Origin of the sequence: Vibrio sp. Y29_XK_CS5 (assembly GCF_024181835.1) — a bacterium.
In the GTDB taxonomy this organism is placed as follows: domain Bacteria; phylum Pseudomonadota; class Gammaproteobacteria; order Enterobacterales; family Vibrionaceae; genus Vibrio; species Vibrio harveyi.
This window is the reverse complement of sequence record NZ_JAMZAM010000002.1, coordinates 481,850-500,111: the sequence shown is the minus strand read 5'-3', so window position 1 is coordinate 500,111 and position 18,262 is coordinate 481,850. Positions and strand designations below refer to the sequence as shown.

Here is an 18,262-nt window from a genome sequence, read left to right as displayed (position 1 = left end):
AAAAACCCAATTACTCTATGGAGAAAGCGGAAGCATTTACCGCTTTCTTTGCAAGAATTTAACGAGTTTTAATCACAAGCTGGTTAGTTTGCTTCACTTCTTCCATAACGACGTACGTACGAGTGTCATTTACGCCAGGAAGACGTAGTAACGTATCGCCTAGTAGTCGACGGTAAGCACCCATATCAGATACACGGGTCTTTAGAAGATAGTCGAAATCACCTGATACAAGATGACACTCTTGGATGTCGTCTAGTTTTTGAACAGCTGCGTTAAACTGTTCGAACACATCTGGTGCACCACGGTTCAACGTAATTTCTACGAATACCAATAGTGATGCATCGAGGAACTGCGGGTTTAATAGCGCAGTGTACCCTGTGATGTAACCTTGACGCTCTAAGCGACGCACACGCTCCAAACACGGCGTTGGAGAAAGTCCTACACGTTTTGAAAGTTCAACGTTCGAAATACGACCGTCTTTCTGCAGTTCATTAAGAATGTTGCGGTCGATACGGTCTAGTTCCTTGGACGGCTTCTTATAGTTGTCTGCCATTTTTTATTCCACCTTATTACTTCCTTGCAAAAAAATATACTACAACTTTTTAATATTTGGTGCCAAATATTACAAATCAACATCTATACTAGATATTAATTCGACAATAACACCCTACAAACAGTTAATACAACCATTTTAGAAAGAGGACACAGGATGATCATTGGCGTACCTAAGGAAATCAAGAACCACGAATACCGTGTGGGTATGATCCCAGCTAGCGTGAGAGAGCTAATCTCACATGGTCACCAAGTTTTGGTTGAGACCAATGCAGGTGCCGGCATTGGTTTTTCAGACGATGATTACATCGCTGTAGGCGCATCCATTCTTCCTACTGCTACAGACGTGTTTGCGAAAGCAGATATGATTGTAAAAGTAAAAGAACCCCAAGCTGTCGAGAGAGCAATGCTCCGCGAAGGGCAGATTTTATTTACTTATTTACACCTAGCACCAGATTTTCCACAAACTGAAGAGCTAATCAAGAGCAAAGCTGTCTGTATAGCGTATGAGACTGTAACAGATAATATGGGTCGTTTGCCACTGTTAGCACCAATGTCAGAAGTGGCAGGTCGGATGTCTATTCAAGCAGGTGCGCAAACGTTGGAAAAATCGCACGGCGGTCGCGGTCTACTACTAGGTGGCGTACCTGGTGTTGAGCCTGCGAAAGTTGTTGTCATTGGCGGCGGTGTAGTTGGCGCGAACGCAGCTCGTATGGCTGTTGGTCTTCGTGCAGACGTAACTATCCTAGACCGTAACGTAGATACTCTACGTAAACTAGATGAAGAATTCCAAGGTCGCGCTAAAGTGGTTTATTCTACTGAAGACGCTATCGAGAAGCATGTTCTAGAAGCAGACCTAGTGATCGGCGCGGTTCTAATCCCTGGTGCAGCAGCACCGAAACTGGTAACAAAAGAGCACATCGCTAAGATGAAGCCAGGTGCGGCGGTTGTTGACGTAGCCATCGACCAAGGTGGTTGTTTCGAAACTTCTCACGCAACAACACACGCAGACCCAACTTACATCGTTGACGAAGTCGTTCACTACTGTGTAGCAAACATGCCTGGTGCAGTTGCTCGTACTTCAACATTCGCGCTGAACAACGCAACGCTTCCATACATCGTGAAGCTAGCAAACAAAGGCTACCGTGAAGCGCTTCTTGAAGACAAAGGTTTCCTTGAAGGTCTAAACGTTATCCACGGTAAAGTGACTTGCAAAGAAGTTGCTGAGAGCTTTGACCTAGAATACGTTGAACCAGCGCAAGCTATCGCAATGTTCAACTAATGACAAAATAACGCACAAATTGTCACGTTTTGTTTACAAAAGCCCACATTAAAGTGGGCTTTTTTGCATAGAGCATTTAATTATAAAAAATAACTAAACCTTATAAGCGCAAATTAAAATGTTTCGAGGTGTGACTGATTTAGCGCAAAACTCTGCCAATCTAACACGATAACCACGTTCTTCAAGATAAAGTGCTTTGTCCAAAGCAAGCCAAATCTCCAACGGTCGTTGAAACATCAACTGAACCAAGCTCAAACGCTCCATTTGCCAAAAGCGCTTCTCGCCTAACTTTTCGAAATGTTCGAATTCGATTTGGTCAGAGAGATCGATACCTTTCTGGTCCGCAGCCCAGCGACACAAAGATTCAAATCCTTCACTTAATTGCGACTTACGCACACTTGGAACTGGTTGGTACTCTTCCATGCCCAACGCTTGTCGTGTGATCAAATCAAACCCAAGACGAAACACCATTTCCTGCTGACGATGACGTCGCACACGTTCTCCGCCCGTTACTGTTTGTTGTAACGGAATACGCAGTTCTTGCTTAGACAATGAGAGAGAAGAAACCCTGCCCTGCGTCGACATCGGCTGATACTGCTCAGACTGAATCAGATGGTAACAACAAGGTGAGATTGTCATCGCAGCAATCCCATTCTCGCTTCCGTACTGCATTAAGCGAACATGGAGATCACCACAGGCATGAAGTGCTACCGCGTGTTGCGTCGGTTTAAACACCGCTCTCGCTTTGCTATCGAACGCATCACCTTGAATAAACGTCATCTTCCAATGGTGTTCATTCGCTGCTTGTTGCCCCGAATCACACAGCGCTTGCTGGTATTCGAAACTAGTAACAGGTTGATCGGTTTGCGTTGTCAGGATTCGTCCCAAATACCCTTTACCTGAACACCACTCTAGCCATTCTTCACCGTGATGCTGCTGAATCGCCGCTTCGCCCATCGAGCTAATTTGCTCTAACTTACGACCGGGGATGCCGTTATCTAAACCACGGACAAGTTCCAAACCCTTTAAATCTAGTGGCTCTAAAAAAGTAAGTTCTGCGAGTTGTTCAAGTTCAGGCAAAAACGGACTGAGTGCTTTTAGCGCAAGTTCTGGTTCCGCTTTATATTCTTCGATTTGAGAGGGACTAAGAGACGCTAACCATTGGCACAACTGAGGGTGTTGCTCTTGCCAAGGTAACGATACGTGAACGCTGCTTTTAAATGGCTCGAATCGCCACAAAGATTGGTTTTCGATTAAGCAGTCGTTAATAAATTGAAATTGCGTTTTCATAGCTCCCCCTACAACGAGCGCATTGTAGAGGGAATCGAAACATCAATGAAGTGTTATCTAACCGGAAGCTCGATGTCTTTAAACATCTCTTCAATTTCCGAGTTCGATTTCAGAGAAATCGCTTGTTCAACTACCGGACGAGTCAAGTGCGGTGCAAAACGCTCCATAAAGTCGAACATGTAAGAACGTAGGAAGGTACCGCGACGGAAACCGATGCTTGTCGTACTCGCACCAAACAAGTGGCTTGCGTCAATCGCAACCAAATCGCTGTCTTGGTCTTCATCAACCGCCATACTTGCAATCACACCGACTCCAATGCCCATACGAACGTAAGTTTTAATCACGTCAGCATCTGTCGCAGTGAACACAACGCGCGGCGTCAAACCTTCGCGGTTAAATGCCGTATCCAGTTCAGAGCGACCAGTAAAGCCGAACACGTAAGTCACCAATGGGTAAGCTGCTAAATCGTGAATGGTTACCGTGTCTTTCTTCGCCAATGGATGTTCTTTTGGTACCACGATCGAACGATTCCAGTGGTAACAAGGCAGCATAATGGCATCTTGGTAAAGGTGAAGAGCTTCTGTCGCAATCGCGAAATTGGCCGTACCTTTCGCAATCGCTTCAGACATTTGCGAAGGCGTACCTTGGTGCATGTGCAACGACACTTTCGGGTAACGTGCCGTAAAGCCTTTGATCACGTCAGGAAGTGCGTAACGTGCTTGGGTGTGAGTGGTAGAAATGTTCAACGTACCCATTTCAGGGTGAGTATGTTCACCAGCAACCGCCTTAATGCTTTCAACCCGCGCCAGAATCTCTTGAGAAATTCGCACGATTTCTTCACCAGCGGGTGTCACCTGCGTTAAGTGTTTACCACTTCGTTCAAAGATCTGAATACCCAATTCATCTTCCAGCAAACGAACTTGCTTACTGATACCAGGCTGAGAGGTATATAGGCTCTCTGCCGTCGCAGAAACATTCAGATTATGGTTCACAACCTCAACAATGTACTTCAGTTGTTGCAGCTTCATCGTAATCCCTTACTCATTGATTGAGATAATAACGTCATACTTATCTTGTCTACTCGCCCGAGTAGATATAATGATTAGTTATAACGTGTTAGCAACTAAATGAACAGTAATTTCTAACTTATAGCTCAAACTCATAGCGAATCGAACTCCTTGATTAAATATGCATAGAGTTGAATTTTAAAAATTCGCTTTTTCTTACAGCTCACCGCATTCCATGCTTAATTACGTCGGAAAACGTGTTTGGGGCAAAATAATCAAACAAATAGGGTGCCGAGAAAGATAAGATTCATGTATTCTTGAACGCTAGCCATACAAAAGTAAAAAAGCAGACGCAAAGATATGAATACTGGTTTAATAATCGCTTTGGTAGTCATCCTACTGGTACTGATCCTTGGCTATAACATCATGTTGCAGTACAAGGTCAAAGTAGAGACAGCGAAAAGACAAGAGTCTGCTCGCTACGTGGCACTGATTGACGGTACAGAAGAGCTGATTGGACACGCTCATCATATTCCTTTCAGCAAGGACTTACTGTTATGTCTTAATAATCGCATTCTTGATGCGCTTGAAAGCATGCGTGACCTCGATCCGAAGAACAAACAACTTGTTCAACGCGTCGAGAACATGAAACAGCAGATTGCCCAACTGAATGAGAGCAATCAAAGCGGCGAAAGCACGACGTTTAAAATGCCAAGCAGCGACAAGCAAGCTATCTTGATGCTGAAACTGGTAAAACGCCTGCGTGACACCGTTCGTAACGAGCACAACAAAGGTCGGCTCGATACACAAACTTATGTGACTGAAAACGCGCGTCTGGAAACCATGCAGATTCGTATTAACATCGAAAACGTCATTAAGCGTGCAAACGATTCGATTGCTCGTGGTCAGCCTGGTACCGCTCTGCAATTGCTTCGTAAAGGTATTGATGCTCTGAGCACAAAAAATGATGCTTACTCAGTTCAAGCAAAACAAAAGCTTGAAGAAATGCTTGGTGATCTTGATAAGAAACGCCAGGACAAGAACGACGCAGAAATGCAGCAAATTGCCGATAAAGAGCGTGACAGCGATATGGATGCGCTCTTCGGTGAAAAGAAAAAGTGGTAAACTCTCCACAAGCTTTCCGCCCTATCCGATTAAAGGCTGCGTTTGCAGCCTTTTTTGTGTCTCATTACTCTGAAAATGACACAGGCTGGATAACCCAAATTTGAATGTAAAATACTAAAAATTAAAATGATGAATCTCGACGCCTATCAGGATCTTCTTGCTCCAATTAACCAATTCTTGCAGTGCAGCACCCCAGATGAGTGGGTTGAGGAAGCAAAGAAGCCAGAAAACCTTCAAACCATTTTATTAGACCATCTACTGTGTGAGCTGAAAGCGGGTCAGTCTGCGATGTTCTTGATCCGTAAATACGCCGTAGACAAAGCAAGTTCACACGCCCTGCTCGACTGGTTTAAACCCTACGAAGATTTCGCTTACCGTAAAACGGGGTCATTAGAGACACTAAAAGGTAAGAGCAATATTTCTAAAGCCATCATCGCTAAGTCTGATTCACCATACAGTCAGGATCTGATCGATAAGATGGTTCTACTGATCAAAGAAGAGTTGCACCACTTCTACCAAGTGCTCGAAATCATGGAAAGCCGTGGCATTGAGTACCAGAACATTCCAGCAAGCCGCTACGCAAAAACCTTAATTTCGCACATGAAAACGCATGAACCAGAAACCTTGATTGATAAGCTCATCATCGGTGCTTACATCGAAGCGCGTTCGTGTGAGCGTTTCGCTAAACTGGCTCCGCATATGGATGAAGATATTGCCAAGTTTTATGTTTCTCTGCTGCGTTCAGAGGCGCGTCATTATCAGGATTATTTGATTCTGGCAGAGCAAATCGCGGGTAAAGATATTAGCGAGCGCGTGGCAGAGTTTGGTCGTATCGAAGCCGAGCTGATTTCAACTCCAGACGACGATTTTAAGTTTCACAGTGGTGTGCCTGTACTAGCAGCTTAAGTTGCGAACCTGAAGTAAATAGCAAAAAGCCGGACATCACATCCGGCTTTTCTGTATCTGGTTCGGCACTTGCTGTAACTCAGTGTTCCATAGACATTCCCGACTGCGCCCTTTCGTCGCTTTTGGAAATGACATTATGTTGCGTTAGCAATTCTAACGTCGTCATCCTCACAGTGAGGGACGAGCGAGTTGGGGAGCTCTTTTACTCGCCAACTAAGAACGTGCGTTCAGCTCCATACGTTGTAAATTCGCATCAATGGTTTGATCGCCTTTCAGCCTTTCCCACAGCTGCCCTAACAGATCTAAGCTTCGCTCACTTGGGTAACGTTGTGTCGATTCCAACAACTGCCATTCCCCGCTTTGGCTCTTCTCGGCGAAAACAAACTCAAAGGAAAGATTGTTAGACATACCTAATCGTAAATCAGTCACAATCAATGCATCATTCTCTACACGGTAGTTAAGGTAGTTGTGTGAAAACGCCTGAAGCCCTTTTAACGTATCCGGTTTGTCCTCTAGTGGCCAACTGCCTAGAGGATGTGAGACAAAATCAATGCGTTCGCTATTGTCGAAAACTGATGCCAAACCTTCCCAATATTTACCATCATCCATCACGACCACACGCCAAAGCAGAGTATTAAATGGTGTCGGTGTAATCAGCACCTGTTGATTTGGTAGACTCTGCGTCATTAAGTTTTGCTCCACTCGGGAGGCAATGATCTGCTGTGAAGCGTAACCCCACCCCAGATAAAGTGTCGAGATCAGCACAACCGCTTGGCACCACTGTCCACCACGCGATTTAGAAAACAGAGCGACACCAATTGCGACCAGTAGAGGTAAGGTGTAAAGCGGATCAATGATGAAGACGTTCCGTAGCTCAAAATAGCCCTCAAAAGGCCATATTAACTGGGTGCCGTAGGTTGTCATCGCATCCAATAAAGTGTGCGTAACCAAAACACTCACAGTCAGAAAAAATACTCGAGACAACGTCCAGAATGTGTCTGGTTTCCATCGACAGTACAGCCAAGAAATCAGCAACGCGAAAGGAGGTAAAACAAGTAAAGAGTGAGAGAATCCACGGTGCTTAATCGTATTTTGGACTGCATCACCATAATCAAGGATCACATCTAGGTCAGGCAAGGTTCCGAGCGCTGCGCCCGTTAATAACACTTTCGCATTGCAGCGTTTGCCGGCTATTGCACCTGCAACCGTTGCCCCTAATGCTGCTTGAGTAATTGAGTCCATACTGGCTATCTAAACCTATTCATGACAAAGATTGATTAAGCCGCAAACTAAAACGCATTCCGATAGGAGTCAAACAACTCGCCTTATTTCACTCTCTTATTTACTTACTTTTACACAATATACCCAAGTGACTTCAAGATGCAGGATTCAGAGCGTTGTCATTGATTCGAGTTCAAGGAAAACAACGTAGCGTAATAGCCCGCTCTTTCCAAGTTGTTTGACGCAGCAATCGGGTCAATGACACGCTCCCAAAGGGCGAGTTGACTGGGCTTGTATACTTTGTTGTCGATTCTTGATTTAGACCCGCTAGACCTTTAAATCGCCGCCGCGTCTACAAACCCAGTCATTCTCGCTGAACCGAGCATCTCGAGGTTACTTGGGTATAGAAGTCGATCAAATGTCGAGACAGGATTGAGCATCACCTTGGGCTAGTTCGGCACCTCAGTGCTGGCAATCTTCTTTAACAGCGTTTCTCTTCGAAGCTCCAAGATCTCATCAATGAGTTTTTCTTTCGCATCGATACCGAAATGCTGAGCATAGTTTTTCACTTTCTCAATTTCGTCTGGCTGGAGACGGTAGACCTCTTTCTTTAAAAGAACTTCTGCTTCGCTTTTGATACAGCCTTGGTGTTGAAGCAACTTAATGATGATTTCATCCGTTGGGTTTACAGCTTTTACCATGATTCTCTAATCTTCAGGTTGAGTGTTGAGCCATTTAGCTCGCTCATTTAAGTCGCACAACTTATAGCCCAAACATGACAACTTTATTGCAGCATCACGTCATAAAATAGCAAAACATGATTTACCGCACATTGGTTTAAATGATTGTTTTTAATCATCATAACTAGACAATCGATATAGCTAGACAAGCAATGTCAGCCGCTCGTAGAGGATATAAAGAGATATCGATAGTAAGAGAAGCAGACAAAATAAACGTACATCGCAGAACCACTTACCTACTCTGCCGAAGAAATATAGAAGCTCAGAATCTTGATACGAAAAAGCCGGACAACTACGTCCGGCTTTGGCTTAATTTAAAATGACTAGATCGCTAAATCGCCGCCGCGTCTACAAACCAAGTCATTCTCACTGAACCTAGCATCTCAAGGTTACTTGGGGATAGTTCAGTAAAAATATACCAGCATCTCGACATCATCCCCTTGCTGCTTAGCATTTAATGAGAAATGCAAGTAACCAGCTTCGGTAACTGGAATTTGCAGATATTCATTGCTGCCCCAGTAGTTTGATGCATATTCGTGCTGTTCTACTGTCGGCCAGTACGCTCGGCTAGCGTAGAGGTCAACATTGCCATTTTCGTCATTGTTGTTTTTATCACTTAACCATACGCGAGCTTCTTTTACACCTTGCGGAACATATACCGCAGCGTAACGTTGTTGATGCACGGTTAAGGTCTTTGCCTGACCAGATTCCAACACTACAGGCGCTAAATCATCTTGTTCTTGTGTTGGGGGTGTTTCTGCTTCTGTCTCTAGCGTCGCAACCAGAGTCACAGCATTAAATTCAGTACGACCAGCAATGCTGATGTAGTATCGACCAGGTTTAATGTAGCCAGAAGGTTCGGTCTCAAAGGTGACTACCTCATTACTACCATCTGCGTACTGGCTGAATTCAAAATCGTAGTAATGCGCTTCTTTCTCAAAGCTCATGTAAAGGTCTGCATCACCTTGATTCTCACCTTGCAACGCGACTTCAAAGTGTGTGCTCTTCTCTGGAACGTCAACATAGAACAATTGCTCACTGTATGCTTCCCCACTAATTACCACGCTTTGGTTGGTCGCTAGCGCCGTGACTTGATCAGAAGGGTCTGTCGGCTCGTCTGGCTTGGTATCTGGATTTGGGTCTGGCTGCTCTGGTTGGTTAGCAACAGAATCTAACCAGCGGTCAAACTCGCCGTTGTATTGCTGACCTAATACCTGCACTTGCTGCGCCCATTGCTTAAACTTACCAGCACGCGAAAGCGCCAGCAGAGTGTCCACTTCCTGAGGGTGCTCTTCCAACATAAAACGCACGGCTAGGTAACCCCAGCGATAAATACGGTTGGAATCATGAGAGTAAGTGGTTGCAAACACATCCGATAAACTCATCTTTCCATTGTCAATCAAACCAATCGCTGCGTCATAGCCTTGTTTGTAATGCATGTATTCAGCGAAACCTTCTAACCACCAAACAACATAGCCATGTGCCAAGTTATCGCTAAACGAACCGTATTGGTTGAATCTCGCATCCAGATAATGGGTGTACTCATGCTCTAGATTGAGAATAGAAAGCTCATCACCATTGGCGTAACGATAAGCGACAAAGCGCGCCACATTGCCGGCTTCTGATGGGTTACCTTCTAGGTACTGTCCACCATTATCAGTTGTGTTACCAAATAAGAAAGATGAATAATCTACGTAGCTGCCATTATTAGCAAACACCGCCACTTCTACCCGTTCGTTATGGTCATCTGCCACTGGCTGATTCCCAGTATTCGCAACTTGGTGAAAGTCCGCTTCTTTGGCAGAAAGTACGTCACATGCTTCTATCGCCTGAGCTTGGGTCAGATCTTGTGAGCGAATAATTGCAGGACCATCGCACTCATGACGATTCGGTAAGACACGCGCAGCTAAATCATGTTTTGCTTGGTCTAAATCGAGACCATTCAAACCTTCCGGCGCGTAATAGCTCATCATCTCAACTGCCGCTAACCAAAGTTTGTCGTGTTTGCTACCCAACGGGTTTTGCACCATCACTTGCTGCATTACACGTAGTGCTTTTTCTTTAGTCGCTTTATCCGGACTTGCTAGCAAACGACCAGTTTCACGTACCGCGTTGTACACGAGGAAGCTAGCATCAGTATCAAGCGCCCAAGCGTTATCACGAGCAAAGGCAGCTAAGGTATCGATGTGCTGTGTGTGACTTGCCATGTAACGATAAAAATCATCCTTCGACGCATGCCCGGCCATGGCACGGAATAGATTGTTCAGCCCAGCCACCCACTGCGTATCTTTTGCCGTCTCGCGATTAAAGTGACGAAGAGCAGTGAGCTGAGCATCCATGGTCAACGGTAATTGTCTTACGTTGTCGACCATTAAGGTCAAACTCTTCATCGCACCCACTTGTTCGCGACCTTGATCAAGCGCGTGTGGGTTAGCAAGAAACGCATTTATTGACTGCGCAAAGCGTTGGCTCAGAGCTTGAGAGAAATTCGGTTGCTGCGCGTTATAGCGCACATAGTAAGCAGCACGCACAAATTCACCCAAGTTTTCTAACTTACGCGCTTGCTCGGCGTCACCTCGGTAACGAGTAATTTCTTGATTTAATACAGTTTGAATGCGACTCAAGCTCGCTTCGGTGTAAATATCATTTAACGAGTCAGCAGGAGCAGAAAACCAAGAGCTGTAACAGTGATAGTCGGCAGCAGACACTGCGGAAGCGAGGTCAACCGTGTGCTGAAGATCAGCAACATCACATTGTTCTTGGGCAAATGAGAAACTGGAAACACTGGCAAGCATGCAAGCTAGCGCCAAGCGATGACGTGGGAATAGACGGGTATGAGACATAACAACACTCATTAATTAGTTATATGTTTGAGCGGTGATTTATATTCTCCTTGCACAATTAAGTGCAATTGATGGCATAATTTTTTATGAAGTTAGTTCAGAAATATTTAAACGAAAACGTTTTACAAAATATTGATAAACTTATGAATTCAAATAAAAAAGCTCAGCAAGAATCCTCACTGAGCTTTTTTACAGGTCGCAATCAGATTTTAAACTTTAAAATAAGCCACTTCTTGTTTGAGCTTATTAGAAAGTGCGTTCAGATTCTGGCTTGCGACGTCATTGTTTTTCATCGAGTCAATCGATTCTTTCGACATGCTGGAAATCTGATCCATCGCCACGACAAGCTCACTCACAACTTGAACTTGCTCTTCTGTGGCAGTCACAATATCACGCACTCGATCAAGGGAGTCCTGCGCTTGTTTCTCAATGCTAACCAATAAATGCGTCGCCTCTTCTGTGTTCCTTTGACAACTTTCCACTTGTGGTTGCGTGCTTTCCATCGCGTTCACACTTGCGACCGTCTGGGCTTGAACCTCTTTCAGCATCTTCTCAATCTGAGTAGTGGCTTCCCCCGTACGCTTAGCGAGGTTTCTTACCTCATCAGCAACGACTGCAAAACCGCGTCCAGATTCACCCGCTCGCGCAGCTTCAATTGCAGCATTAAGTGCCAACAAGTTAGTTTGCTCAGAGATGTCACTGATCATATTCACGATGCCACCAATTTCACGCGTTTTTGTCTCAAGAGCCTTCACCTGCCCTACTGTGCCATTTACGGCTGCAGTAACGGATAACATCTGTTCTGCCACAGCAGCAATGCGTTCGCGACCATCACGAGCATTCTCTGATGTGTTAACTGAGTTTTGCTCCGATAAATTTACGATCTTGGCTATCTCATCGATACTCGCATGCATGGTTTCTAATCTGATCGCCATTTGATCCGTAAGAGACGCTTGCTGTTGAGCGGTATCAAATACCGAGCGAGAACCACGAGAGACTTCTTCGACTTGCTCTGCTAATTGCTCAGAAGCGCCACGAATATTGCTGACAATCGAGCTGAGCTTTTCTGACATCAAAGACAGAGAATGCAAAATGCTGCCTTGTGCGCTGTCACTATGATCTTGGGTTAACTCACCTTCTGCCATTGTTTGAATCGCGCGTTGTGCCTCAAATGGCTCGCCACCTAGAGAGCGTCGGAAGCTACGCTCAATAACAAAACCAACTAAGATTGAAATCAGCAAAGCAATTCCACTTAGAGCAAGCATTAAGCTTTGGAAGCCACTTGCTTGCTCTCGCGCTACTGGCGTCAATTTCTGGTTCAACGTTTCTTGGTAATCAATAAACTCGTTGATCACCTTTAGCCACATCGCAAAGTTAGGGCGGACTTGCTCCAAAAGTAAATCCGTGACCGGTTTGCCGTTTTCTTTTTTAGCGATAACTTCTTGAACGAGAGGAAGTGTTTTCGCTTGGATGTCATCGATACGTTGCAATATCTCGCGTTCTTTAGCGGTAAAAGGAACATCACTTGCCATCATGCTTTGCATCTGTTGTTCAGACTCGCGATAAAACGCTTCCAGACGTTTGATTTCCTCTTCAAAGGCGCGCATTTCTTCCACATTTCGCGCCATTGCAACATCTCTAATTGCAATCGCACGGTCATGAACACTACCTCGATAGTTAATGGCATAGCGCTGCTTCACAGAGTTGACATCCGTAACCTCAGATAAGGTCATATCAATAAAGTTAACTTTCTGAATTCCGACAACCGTAAGTATCGCCATAAGCGCCACTAATGTACCGAAGCCAAGCGCCAAACGGGTTCTCACTTTTAACTGAGCAAGGGACTGCATTTCGTTCTCCTGATAGCAAACGAGATAAGTGAGGCAACTTCGCTGGTTACCTCTCATTTTAATTTTGTGCGAAAGAGAACAGACCTTGTTGTTCTGACAAAAATTCCAAACTAAATGAGAATTCATCACAGGCATGTTCTATACGCTATCCCGATCACATATTTGAGTTTGAATAAGCAGTGGAATCAGAAGGTTAAGTTCAATACTTTATTATGCGAAACAGAATGGTTTGCGGGATTATTACAACCTAACCTGTCAACGTCTAATCGGTTGCATCAATAAAAGCGATAGGTACCATCAAACAATAAAGATAAGAAATAATTGTTGTTTAACAAGTGCTTAATAAATGTCTGACTCGGTCTCCTCATATTTTCCAATTTCCACTTGGAATCTGGATCACAACTCATCAACAAATTCGGTCAAAAGATAATCTGTCATCCATATTTAACGTGCTAGTCATATTTATAAATAAGAATTATTGCTCTAACACAACTTATGGATAAACAAGATGAAATTTACGCAGTGGAGTCTTTTACTAAGCGGTTTAGTGGCATTACCAAGCTTGGCAGATACGGACGTATACCTCACTAATAACTCGGACCAACCGTTAACCATTCAAGTGAAGCACGAAGGCAGCGATTTACTGAAATACGGAGAGGAATGGCAGCAACATGTTCAAGTGCTTGGTCCTTGGGAAACCAAATCCGTACTCAGCTTTAACCGCTGGGAAGGTGTTAAGTCTGGTCAGAATTATCGCTTCGAGACTGTGGTGTCTAACCCACAAGGTGAAAGCGTTACGCTTAACCAAGTCATGGAAGGTCATTGGTACAACTCGACCATTGAGTACGGTTTATCTGCAGCAGATGTGGATTTAACGCTGAAAGATGATCGTACTATTCACCGTTCTAGCACTAGTGCCTTTGGGTCTCGCCCTTCTGAATTGGCTTTTAAATCCGCAAGCACTGCGCGCTATGACGATTTGTACTACACCATTACTCCAAACAAAATCGATGAAGTCGTCGATACTGATGAACAAAATCTCAAGTTGATGACTTATAACATTTGGGCGCTGCCTGCAATTGCTTCACATATTGGTGACCGTTTTGAACTCATTCCCGATTATGTCAAAGGTTATGACGTGTTAGCACTGCAAGAAGTGTTTGCTAGTGGTCGCGATGCTTTCTTACGCGAACTCGCCAAAGAATATCCTTACCAAACTAAGATGCTGGATAAAGATGGCTTCAACATTTACGACGGTGGCGTGATCATTGTGAGCCGTTACCCTATCGTTAATCAGGCTCAATACGTCTTCCCAGATTGCTCCGGAACAGATTGCTTCGCAGACAAAGGAGTGAATTACGCAGAGATCATTAAAGGTGGTCAGGCATATCACGTATTCGCTACGCATACAGCCTCTTTCGATACTGATACTGCACGCGAATACCGACAGCGTCAGTTCAAGCAAATGCGCACAATGGCGCAATCTCTCAATATTCCGAGTAATGAAACGGTGGTTTACAGCGGCGATTTCAATGTGAACAAATTGAAGTTCCCTGGCGATTACCAGCAAATGATCGCCAACCTAAGCGCGATAGAACCGCAATACTCTGGTTATACCGCTTCGACGTTTGATCCTCGCATCAACAACTTTGCCGGAGAAGCCCTATCCGGGGGTGAAAATGTGGAATATCTAGATTATGTAATGGTGAGTAATGAATATGGCGTGAAGTCGTTTAACGATAACCGTGTCGACATTCCACGCTCAACAGCGGAGAGTTTGTGGAAGCATTACAATCTGTCGGATCACTTCCCTGTTAGCGCTGTGATCAAACCATGAAGCGTATTGCGTTAGTTACTGTGTCCGCCGTTGTGGCGGGCACGATTTGGTTCTCAAGCAAAGGCGAAAAGAGCGAGAGCTTTCTGCCGTTTTCTTCCGTATTGGAGAGAGCGACGAATCCCCAAGTCGCTGCATCTACGTCTTCCACAACCAATCAAACTGCAAACAAAACAATCGTACCAAAAGCGAAGGATACCCCCTCTCCACTCAAAGCAATTGCAGGACGGTTAAGTGATGCCAAAGGCAGAGTATTAAAGGATGAGATAGAAGCGTTTTGGCACTCATGTATGTCCGACCATAACTGTGAATCCAAGCTTGCTGAGTTAGAGAGCTACATGGCAGAAGAACGTTTTGCTCTGCTGGCGAATTACCACCAGCTCAATAGCTTATGGCAACAAAGTGTTGGTAATTTAATGTTTGATGAGCATCAGCCTCTTGCCTCTCGCATCGCACTTCTCAAGGCAGAAGCGAGGAAGATATGGGGGGAACTAGCAGACGTAATTTTTGCCGATGAGTTTGCACTCTATGACTTCAGTTTGCAGGCAGAGCAGTTGGATTCGACTTCACCTCAAGACTATGTGCAAACCTTTGAGAAGTTAGTCCAAGATTGGCAAGGCAATCAAGAAGCATTGGGATTGGTCGGCGAACAAGCGAAATATGAACGCGCTGTTGAACTGATACCGAAAGACATGGGTCATGCGGAGCGCAAGGCTTTGGTTGAGAAGCTTCAACAAACTTACCTTTCTGAGCAAGAGAGTGAGGATATACACGCTCGTGAGCAACAGGTCGCGCAGCAAAAGCGGCAAGTGCGCGATTATCAGAGCGAGTTGCAACAGCTTGAATCTAAATTAGCAACGCAAAGAGCCACCAGTCATGCGGGTTTGTCGGACTCGGATTGGCAACGTTATTATCAACAAGCGGTAGCCGATTTTCGTCGTGAGTTCTTCGCGGGTTAATCGCTCACTTGCTTATTAAGAAGTAAGGATAACCAAGAGATTCCCTACTCGCTCAAAACTTAAACTAGGTCATTCCAGCAAGCCTAGGCGCGACTAGGAATCTGGTTCCCGCGAATGCTTGATACAAGAAGGTCGCTCACTTAAAGCGACCTTTTGTTATTCATTCTGTTGGTACAACTCAAGAGTTACAGCACGCGCAAGCACTCTTCTGGTGGCAAACTTAGAAGCGTGTTCGCAAAATTAATCTTCTCATCACGCCATTTCAGTGCTGCTTCTCGGCTGTCTTGCGAGTGACGATCTGCTTCAAAATAGCTCTTCCTTGGTAAACCATTTGCTGGTGTCATCACCATAGACTGTTCATTCAAACGAATCGTAAATAAGAACTGACCTCGTTGCCCTGTCTGCGCCGCTGGGTGATGCAACGTCGTATCGCAACAATAACGCTTATCACGTAACGCACGACACGTGTACTCAAATGCATCTTGTGCACCACGCCCCGGAAAAGCGGTATACACACTGATGCCATCACGTTGCAAAGACTGATCACCCGCCGCTAATTGCACTGCATACTGGATCATTCTAAAGCCCAGTACCACACCACCAATGCTATTTAATCCACTAAATTGAATCGCCCCTTCTAAACTCAGACGAAGTTTATCTTCACCTTCATAGAGAAAGAGGTCAGGCGCCGCCCAATCACTTTTTGGAATAAGCAGTTGAGTAATATCCGTGTGTTCCATGTTGGTCTCCGCAACAATATGTGTATTTGAGACCATTAAAATAATGTAATGAGAATTATTATCAATAAAATTCAACAAAAAATGAGAGAAGAAAAAGACACAACGCCATGAAAAACGTTGTGCCTTTAACGAAATAATCTGTCACCGTAGCCCAAATTGAATTCGTTTAGCGAGGTAGGTATTCGATGGTCGTCTCAGAACAGATTCAAACCAAACACTCCTTTCACATCAAACAACACTTGCTCGGTTTTCTCACGGGAAAGCTGACTGCCTTGTTTTAGGATGTCGATAAGCTGTGCTTTATCATCAAGGAACATGGCGCGTTTTTCTCGAATAGGACGAAGCATCTCTTGCAGACACTCTTCCAATACTCTCTTGGTTGTTCCATCGCCTAATCCACCACGGCGGTAAAGCATTTTGAGTTCTTCTACATAATCTTTGTCGGTATGAAACGCATCAAGGTATGTGAATACAATATTTCCTTCAACCTGACCTGGGTCTTCAATGCGTAGGTGGTTTGGGTCGGTGTACATCGATTTCACTGCCGCAGAGATTTCTTTCTCTGTTGCTCCAAGGTTGATTGCATTGCCCATGCTTTTTGACATCTTGTTTTTACCGTCAGTGCTTGGCAAGCGTGGTGCGTCACTGAGCAATGGACGACACTCTTTCAAGATGGCTTTTCCGCCAAGGTGATTTATCTTTCTAACGATCTCATTGGTCTGTTCTAGCATCGGTAATTGGTCATCTCCGACAGGCACGAGAGTCGCGTGAAAACCTGTGATGTCCGCGGCTTGAGAAATTGGGTACGTCAGAAACCCAGCCGGAATGGAACGCTCAAACCCTTTGCTTTGAATTTCATTTTTCACCGTCGGGTTACGCTCCAAGCGTGCGATAGAAACCAAGTTACTGTAGTACATTGTCAACTCGGCAAGAGCCGGGACTTGAGACTGCAAACAAATGGTAGTTTGGGTTGGGTCAATCCCGACGGCAAGGTAATCCGCGACCACATTTAAAATGTTAGACGAGACCTTAGAGGGATTATGCGCGTTATCGGTTAAGCCCTGCATGTCAGCAACCAAAATGGTTTGCTCATGTTGAGTTTGTAGAGCAACACGTTGTTGTAGTGAACCAACGTAATGACCCAGATGCAAAGGACCTGTAGCTCGATCACCAGTTAAAATAATTTCGCGTTCTTGAGTATCGTGTGGGGTGTTCATAACTTATCTCCAAAGAAAAATAGATCGCTACTGGAGATAAAAAAGACATGACATTCTCAGCTACCGTCCAGCAGCGTAAGAATGTAAAGATTCCGCGCCGCTCTAATTAGAGCGCCACCAGAAGAAGTTTGATGAAGGAGTAAATGTCGTTTTCATGTTTTTAAAACTAACAAGGAGCAGAGCTGAAAACAACCCTACTCCTTGCACAATTTGATTTTTCAATTTTGGTGGTTTTGCCATACACGCATCAAATTTGAATATACATAGCGATAACGAGCGCCGCGCCAAATACACTCCCTGACACAAACGCGAGTAATACCGCTTTGTTCTGTTTACTTCTCATCCTTTGTTTCTCGACTCTCAATTTACGTGAGCTATCGCTCGGCTCAGTACTCGTAATCAATGGGACAGTAATCAATCCTTTTCGGTGAGCCAATACTGCGAATAACCCTCAGCTCACTCTGTTGCACACAGCGTTACGATTTTTGGCACAAACTTAAACCACTTAGCCCTAGAAATGTGATGACCTTAGAACAAGTTCAATGAAATCCGACATGGATTACAAAGGTACGTATTTTTAAAAATCACGTTTAGATACTTCTTTTAGGATGCTTTTATTTAGATGTTTAATGGATAAAAATTTGAGTTATTTAGCATCAAATACTGTTTATCAAAAGAAGAATGACACCGATCATC

At 44.6% G+C, this 18,262-nt stretch carries 14 protein-coding genes; 5 read left to right on the top strand and 9 right to left on the bottom strand.

Translation table 11 applies throughout. The features are described 5' to 3' along the window. Positions 1–58 precede the first annotated feature (58 nt). Positions 59–553: a leucine-responsive transcriptional regulator Lrp gene (gene lrp / locus NL647_RS12475; RefSeq protein WP_005437169.1), complete on the bottom strand. Its 495-nt coding sequence runs from the start codon at positions 551–553 to the stop codon at positions 59–61. Between the two features lie 156 nt (positions 554–709). Between lrp and ald the strand changes: the two genes are divergently transcribed. After that, entirely contained in the window at positions 710–1,834 is a 1,125-nt protein-coding gene (gene ald / locus NL647_RS12470; RefSeq protein ID WP_253650216.1) for an alanine dehydrogenase, read from the top strand. A 93-nt stretch (positions 1,835–1,927) separates the two neighbouring features. On the opposite strand, the gene NL647_RS12465 is transcribed toward ald, so the two are convergent. Together NL647_RS12465 and cysB are read right to left on the bottom strand one after the other, a co-directional pair. Further along, entirely contained in the window at positions 1,928–3,124 is a 1,197-nt protein-coding gene (locus tag NL647_RS12465) for a methyltransferase (RefSeq protein WP_009702434.1), read from the bottom strand. Between the two features lie 53 nt (positions 3,125–3,177). Further along, complete coding sequence (gene cysB, locus NL647_RS12460; protein ID WP_005450814.1) at positions 3,178–4,152, bottom strand: HTH-type transcriptional regulator CysB; 975 nt, start codon at positions 4,150–4,152, stop codon at positions 3,178–3,180. Between the two features lie 339 nt (positions 4,153–4,491). On the opposite strand from cysB, the gene NL647_RS12455 reads away from it, so the two are divergent. Continuing rightward, complete coding sequence (locus NL647_RS12455; RefSeq protein ID WP_005450816.1) at positions 4,492–5,256, top strand: hypothetical protein; 765 nt, start codon at positions 4,492–4,494, stop codon at positions 5,254–5,256. Between the two features lie 126 nt (positions 5,257–5,382). After that, positions 5,383–6,162 carry a tRNA isopentenyl-2-thiomethyl-A-37 hydroxylase MiaE gene (locus NL647_RS12450; RefSeq protein ID WP_009698199.1) on the top strand — a complete coding sequence of 260 codons (780 nt, stop codon included), beginning with the start codon at positions 5,383–5,385 and terminating at the stop codon, positions 6,160–6,162. A 213-nt stretch (positions 6,163–6,375) separates the two neighbouring features. Here NL647_RS12450 and NL647_RS12445 read toward each other — a convergent pair whose 3' ends face one another. The 4 genes from NL647_RS12445 to NL647_RS12430 form a co-directional block, all read right to left on the bottom strand. After that, a complete protein-coding gene (locus tag NL647_RS12445) occupies positions 6,376–7,404 on the bottom strand; it encodes a metal-dependent hydrolase (RefSeq protein WP_050924170.1) in 1,029 nt (342 codons plus the stop codon). A gap of 428 nt (positions 7,405–7,832) precedes the next feature. Continuing rightward, positions 7,833–8,084, bottom strand: coding sequence for a hypothetical protein (locus NL647_RS12440; protein WP_005450822.1), 252 nt, complete (start codon positions 8,082–8,084; stop codon positions 7,833–7,835). A 443-nt stretch (positions 8,085–8,527) separates the two neighbouring features. Beyond that, a complete protein-coding gene (locus tag NL647_RS12435; RefSeq protein ID WP_253650215.1) occupies positions 8,528–10,966 on the bottom strand; it encodes a M9 family metallopeptidase in 2,439 nt (812 codons plus the stop codon). Positions 10,967–11,175: 209 nt separating this feature from the next. Beyond that, the gene (locus NL647_RS12430; protein ID WP_005450826.1) at positions 11,176–12,816 is read right to left on the bottom strand and encodes a methyl-accepting chemotaxis protein; all 1,641 of its coding nucleotides are present in this window, start codon (positions 12,814–12,816) and stop codon (positions 11,176–11,178) included. Positions 12,817–13,324: 508 nt separating this feature from the next. Here NL647_RS12430 and NL647_RS12425 point away from each other — a divergent pair. Both NL647_RS12425 and NL647_RS12420 read left to right on the top strand, forming a co-directional pair. Then, positions 13,325–14,653, top strand: a complete 1,329-nt coding sequence (locus tag NL647_RS12425) for a sphingomyelin phosphodiesterase (protein ID WP_050908628.1) — start codon at positions 13,325–13,327, stop codon at positions 14,651–14,653. Beyond that, positions 14,650–15,609, top strand: a complete 960-nt coding sequence (locus NL647_RS12420; protein WP_253650214.1) for a chromosome partitioning protein ParA — start codon at positions 14,650–14,652, stop codon at positions 15,607–15,609. The genes NL647_RS12425 and NL647_RS12420 overlap by 4 nt, the downstream gene beginning before the upstream one ends. A gap of 185 nt (positions 15,610–15,794) precedes the next feature. Here NL647_RS12420 and NL647_RS12415 read toward each other — a convergent pair whose 3' ends face one another. After that, positions 15,795–16,349: a hypothetical protein gene (locus tag NL647_RS12415; protein ID WP_009699822.1), complete on the bottom strand. Its 555-nt coding sequence runs from the start codon at positions 16,347–16,349 to the stop codon at positions 15,795–15,797. A 194-nt stretch (positions 16,350–16,543) separates the two neighbouring features. Beyond that, the gene (gene trpS, locus NL647_RS12410; protein ID WP_253650213.1) at positions 16,544–17,566 is read right to left on the bottom strand and encodes a tryptophan--tRNA ligase; all 1,023 of its coding nucleotides are present in this window, start codon (positions 17,564–17,566) and stop codon (positions 16,544–16,546) included. Positions 17,567–18,262: the final 696 nt, after the last annotated feature.